The following is a 4,738-nucleotide window of genomic DNA, read 5'->3' on the forward strand; positions in this document are numbered from 1 at the left end:
ATAGACTTCAATGCCAAGTGACCTCAGAAATGCCCGCGCAACCGCTCCCAACGCCACTCGCATAGTCGTCTCGCGAGCCGAGGCGCGCTCGAGCACATTGCGCAGATCTCGGTGTCCATATTTAATACCCCCTACCAGATCAGCGTGACCCGGACGAGGGCGGGTCACCACCCGATCCGGCACTCCCGGGTCAGGCGACATGGATTCGCGCCAATTTTCGTAGTCCCGATTGGCCACGGTGACGGCTACCGGGCTTCCCAACGTCTTCCCATGGCGCACGCCTCCCCAAATCTCCACCTGATCTTTTTCGATAGCCATTCGTCCGCCCCGCCCATAACCCTTTTGCCGACGTCCCAAGTCCTCGTTAATCATGTCACGGGTCAGCGCAAATCCCGCGGGCACACCTTCAATCACACCGACCAGTCCGGGACCATGCGACTCCCCTGCGGTGATAAATCGCCATTCACTCATGCTGTGCCTCCTCTTCGTTCCCACCTGTTAGTGCAATAGATCGAGAATCCCAATTATGCCCCCAAAAGCTAAAAACGGCCCGAGTGCCATGGTCTTTCGACGATTACGATGAACCACCCATACCACGAGAGCATAAATCCCCGCAGCCCAAATCCCTGACACCATGCTAATAAGAGCCGCCGGATAGCCAAGGCCAAAGGCTAACACCAACGAGAATTTGACATCCCCCATGCCTAATCCTCCATGAGACGCCACGTGAATTAGTAAATAGAAGAAAAAAATCACGCACCCGACAATTATCGAGCTTCGCCAGGCTCCCGTGACCAGGTGTTCTACCACCGCCCACACCAATCCTATCCCGACTAATCGATTGGGGATTACCTGATTTCGAGAATCGACAACCGCAACCACCATCAAAAGGGCCAAGAGTACCAATAACAACAGTGACAGTCTGGGTTCGAAGAGGCTAAGCCCCAGTCCTCCCAAAAGCGTTAATCCAGCCGCCCTCAGAGCATCTACCCTGCTCACTTCTGCTCCCCACAGCGAAGCCGAGCTATAGACCACAGCAGCCATGATAAGAGAGGTGAGAAAATTCAGTGCCATGGTGCAACCGCATCCCACATCACCTTCCACGGTCCGTGACGATGAAACCACGGTTGCCAGGCAAATGAGGCTTGGGAGACCAGTAGCATCAACCCGTCGACCACTCGACTGTGATGATCCCGCGCCTTCTGCAGAAAAACCGTATCTCGGGGACGATACACCCAGTCCACCGCCACCCCTCCTGCTCGCGGAACTGGCCAATCGGCTCCTTGCAACTCCCCCACTTGTCCCAGCGGAGTCGCATTCACCACTACACTCAATTGATTTAACTGCATCCGTTCATCCCAGGAGATGACCTCCACGGCCCATTCGATATCCTGAGGCGAGCGCGCTGCCACCACGACGTCATAGCCCAAACGGCGTAAAACCACATAGGACGCGCGAGCTACCCCACCAGCTCCCAGCAATAGGGCTCGTTGCCGGCCAATGGCAGGCTGCAAATGCTCCATGAGCGCCATACAATCGGTATTTTCCCCTGCCCAGCCATTACCCGTCCACCATAGGGTATTTGCAGCGCCTGCAGCTAACACCCAGTCACTGGAACTATCGAGATGGGAAATTACCCGTTCTTTCAGAGGGCGAGTTAAATTCACGCCGTATCCCCCCAACACCACAAAAGCATCCAACTTGGACACCAATTCTGGCTCAGAACAGGTCACTGGAATATAAATGGATTCCATCTTTTCTGCCTGAAATGCAGCGTTATGCATGTGGGGAGAGAGGGAATGCACAATGGGATTGCCAAATACGGCAAAGAATGCCTTCTTCCTAATCTCCACCGTTCTCCCCCTTTATGATGACCGATGGGTCATCTGTTCCGGCTCTCGTCCCGGCATAATCGCCCTTTCGACCTTCCGAACCATGCGCGTAGTCCAAAACTCGCGTTCATTCATGGGTTTCACCAAAATGGTATACAATTGCAGCCGATTACCTCCTAAAATATCGGTAAAGATTTGATCACCCACCACCGCCGTATCGGGAACGCCCGTACCCATGCGGCGCATAGCCACCCGAAATGCGCGTCGGCGCGGCTTAGCTGCTTTGGCAATTGCCATGACCCCGATACGTTCACTAAAGGCGTCCACTCGATCGGTCAGATTATTGGATACAATACAGATTCTAAAGTCGCTCCGGCGCAAGTCCGCCAACCAATGCTCCAGTTCAATCGACGCCGCGGGTTGATTCCACCCTACCAGGGTATTATCGAGGTCTAAAATCAGTCCTCGGACGCCTCGGGTACGCAGTTGTTCCAAGTCGATATCATAAATTGACTGAACAAAAAGACGCGGCTGTAGGATCTCAATCATCGTCCTTTATCCCTCCCACACCATTCTGTGCCAGTATACCAGGATCTATTAGACCCTTTGAATTTTGTCGACCGAAAAAACGCGCAAACGGGAATGCTCAATAGCGTGAGTTGACATTTTATCTGACACCGTTACACTGTAGATAGCAATACTGAGTAAACTACTCAGAAATGGATTCCGTCCTAAGGAGGTTCACATGGCTAGACCAGAATTAGAAATTAGAGACCTACGCCTAGAAATCGACCAAAAACCTATTTTGAAAGGGCTTAACTTGGCCGTAAAAGGGGGGGAAATTCACGCCATCATGGGCCCCAACGGCACTGGGAAAACCTCCCTCGCACAAACGTTGATGGGGCATCCGCGCTACACCGTCGCATCTGGCCAGGTTATGCTTGACGGTCAAGATGTACTCTCCATGAAACCGGATCAGCGTGCCCGCATGGGACTCTTCTTAGCAATGCAGTACCCAAGCGAAATTTCTGGGATCACCACCGCAAATTTTTTGCGTGCTGCCATCAATGCCCATCGCGGCGAAGGCAACAATATTTCTCTTAAGGAGTTTCGTGATCGTTTAGACGACACCATGAAATTTTTAGACATGGACCCCAAGTTCGCCAACCGCTATCTTAATGAAGGATTTTCAGGTGGTGAGAAGAAGCGCAACGAAATCTTACAAATGCTGATGCTTAAACCCCGCATTGCCGTATTGGATGAGATTGATTCCGGCCTAGATATTGATGCCATTAAAGTCGTGGGTAAAGGGCTGAACTCCCTCAAGGGCCCCGAGTTTGGTGCTCTCATTATCACCCACTATCAGCGGATTTTAGATTACGTGCATCCTGACGTGGTGCATATTATGGTCGACGGTCGGATTGTAAAATCTGGCGATGCATCTCTCGCGTTCGAACTGGATAAAAAAGGTTACGACTGGGTCCGCTCCGAGTTACTGCACTCTGCGGATCCGTCATAAGGAGGCGTCTCATGAACCTCACTTTGACCGCGACATCAGCGGAAGAATTGGAGTCTTTTATTCAACAACAATACCAGGACGATCCGGAAGGCGTCAGGCAACGCCGACTTGAGGCTGCACGTCAATATTTTGACTTGGAGTGGCCGCGATTGGAAAGAACTCCATTAGAAAAGCGCGAATTTGACGAAATTGGGATGCTGGATACGCTTCCTTCATCAAGGCCCGATGCGACCGTCATATCGACTGGAGCCTACATTCATCTGGTGGATAATCAACTGATGGCCGTGCAACTGCCCGAGTCTCTTTCTTCGCGGGGTGTCATTTTAATGCCGATGCGACACGCTGTCGTCGAGCACGGGCCAGAAATCGATAAGCATTTAGGACAGCTCATTCCGGATTTGCAAGACAAGGAAACCGCTCTTAATGCGGCCTTGTGGCAAAATGGAGTCTATCTATACGTGCCAGACAACGTGGATGTGCCGGTGGAAGTGGCGATACAGGTTCACGCCACGGCCGACCTGCGTGCCCTGTTGTCTCGCAATCTTATCCTATGTGGCCGTAACAGCCACGTCGTGATCACGGAGAGACTGACGAGCGCGCAAAGTAGTGCGCGTACGCTTTTAGCAGACCATACAGAAATCGTGGTGAAAGATGGCGGAAACGTCCAATATGGAGCGATTCAGCTCTTTGAAAATCATGTCGAAGGGTTTATTCATCGTGCGGCCAATCTCTACCGAGACGCGAAAATTGACTGGAACATCGGCGAGTTTGGGAGCGGATTTTTGGTCAGTGACCACACGGCATATCTTTCTGAACCCGGAGCGACGACGAAGAGTGTGACCGTGTTTTTTGGTGCTCATCGACAGCATCAGGACTACACCGCCAGAGGCTATCATCGTGCTCCGCACACTCGAAGTGACATCGTCGCCCGAGGCGTCATGAAGGGCCGCGCCAAAAGTGTCTTCACCGGACTTACCCACATCGACGCGGGGGCTCGTGGTTCTGACGGCCGCCAAAAGGAGCAGACCTTAATGCTCTCCGACGAGGCTCGCGCCGATGCTATCCCGTCACTGATTATTAACGAACGCGATGTGTTTGCTTCGCATGCCGCCAGTGCTGGGCCCATCGATAAGGCCGCATTGTTTTACCTGACGAGTCGAGGCTTGACTGAAAAAGAAGCAGAAAGAATGATTGTCCACGGCTTTCTGGCTCCGGTGATTGACAGCATCCCCATCGTGGCCCTGCGTGATGAGGTTTGGGAAGCGGTGGAAAGGAAGATCCACAATGATTAATCCGCTTGTGGATGTCACCAGTGACTTTCCCATTCTATCTCGTATTATAAATGGTCATCGGATGGTATATCTCGATTCTGCGGCCACCTCTCAAA

Annotated in this window: 6 protein-coding genes; 2 read left to right on the forward strand and 4 right to left on the reverse strand. The window is 52.3% G+C overall.

From position 1 onward, the window contains the following. The 4 genes from ACOJWD_RS04980 to ACOJWD_RS04995 all read right to left on the reverse strand — a co-directional run. Positions 1–471, reverse strand: a 471-nt coding sequence (locus ACOJWD_RS04980; RefSeq protein WP_486992121.1) for a chorismate synthase, incomplete at its 3' end; no start/stop codon positions are given. Between the two features lie 27 nt (positions 472–498). Then, a complete protein-coding gene (locus ACOJWD_RS04985; protein ID WP_486992122.1) occupies positions 499–1,074 on the reverse strand; it encodes a prepilin peptidase in 576 nt (191 codons plus the stop codon). Beyond that, positions 1,065–1,853: a shikimate dehydrogenase family protein gene (locus ACOJWD_RS04990; RefSeq protein ID WP_486992123.1), complete on the reverse strand. Its 789-nt coding sequence runs from the start codon at positions 1,851–1,853 to the stop codon at positions 1,065–1,067. The genes ACOJWD_RS04985 and ACOJWD_RS04990 overlap by 10 nt, the downstream gene beginning before the upstream one ends. Positions 1,854–1,865: 12 nt before the next feature. Continuing rightward, on the reverse strand, positions 1,866–2,381 hold the full coding sequence (locus ACOJWD_RS04995) for a YqeG family HAD IIIA-type phosphatase (RefSeq protein WP_486992124.1): 516 nt from the start codon (positions 2,379–2,381) through the stop codon (positions 1,866–1,868). A gap of 196 nt (positions 2,382–2,577) precedes the next feature. Between ACOJWD_RS04995 and sufC the strand changes: the two genes are divergently transcribed. Then, a complete protein-coding gene (sufC, locus tag ACOJWD_RS05000; protein ID WP_486992125.1) occupies positions 2,578–3,351 on the forward strand; it encodes a Fe-S cluster assembly ATPase SufC in 774 nt (257 codons plus the stop codon). Between the two features lie 11 nt (positions 3,352–3,362). Continuing rightward, on the forward strand, positions 3,363–4,643 hold the full coding sequence (sufD, locus tag ACOJWD_RS05005) for a Fe-S cluster assembly protein SufD (protein WP_486992126.1): 1,281 nt from the start codon (positions 3,363–3,365) through the stop codon (positions 4,641–4,643). Positions 4,644–4,738 lie beyond the last annotated feature (95 nt).

It is taken from the genome of Sulfobacillus sp. TH-112 (assembly GCF_057473405.1).

What these genes read in the sequence shown, in the direction of transcription:
- ACOJWD_RS04985 (WP_486992122.1), bottom strand. Translation starts at nt 1,074, where the DNA reads ATGGCACTGAATTTTCTCACCTCTCTTATCATGGCTGCTGTGGTCTAT.
- ACOJWD_RS04995 (WP_486992124.1), bottom strand. Translation starts at nt 2,381, where the DNA reads ATGATTGAGATCCTACAGCCGCGTCTTTTTGTTCAGTCAATTTATGAT.
- sufC (WP_486992125.1), top strand. Translation starts at nt 2,578, where the DNA reads ATGGCTAGACCAGAATTAGAAATTAGAGACCTACGCCTAGAAATCGAC.
- sufD (WP_486992126.1), top strand. Translation starts at nt 3,363, where the DNA reads ATGAACCTCACTTTGACCGCGACATCAGCGGAAGAATTGGAGTCTTTT.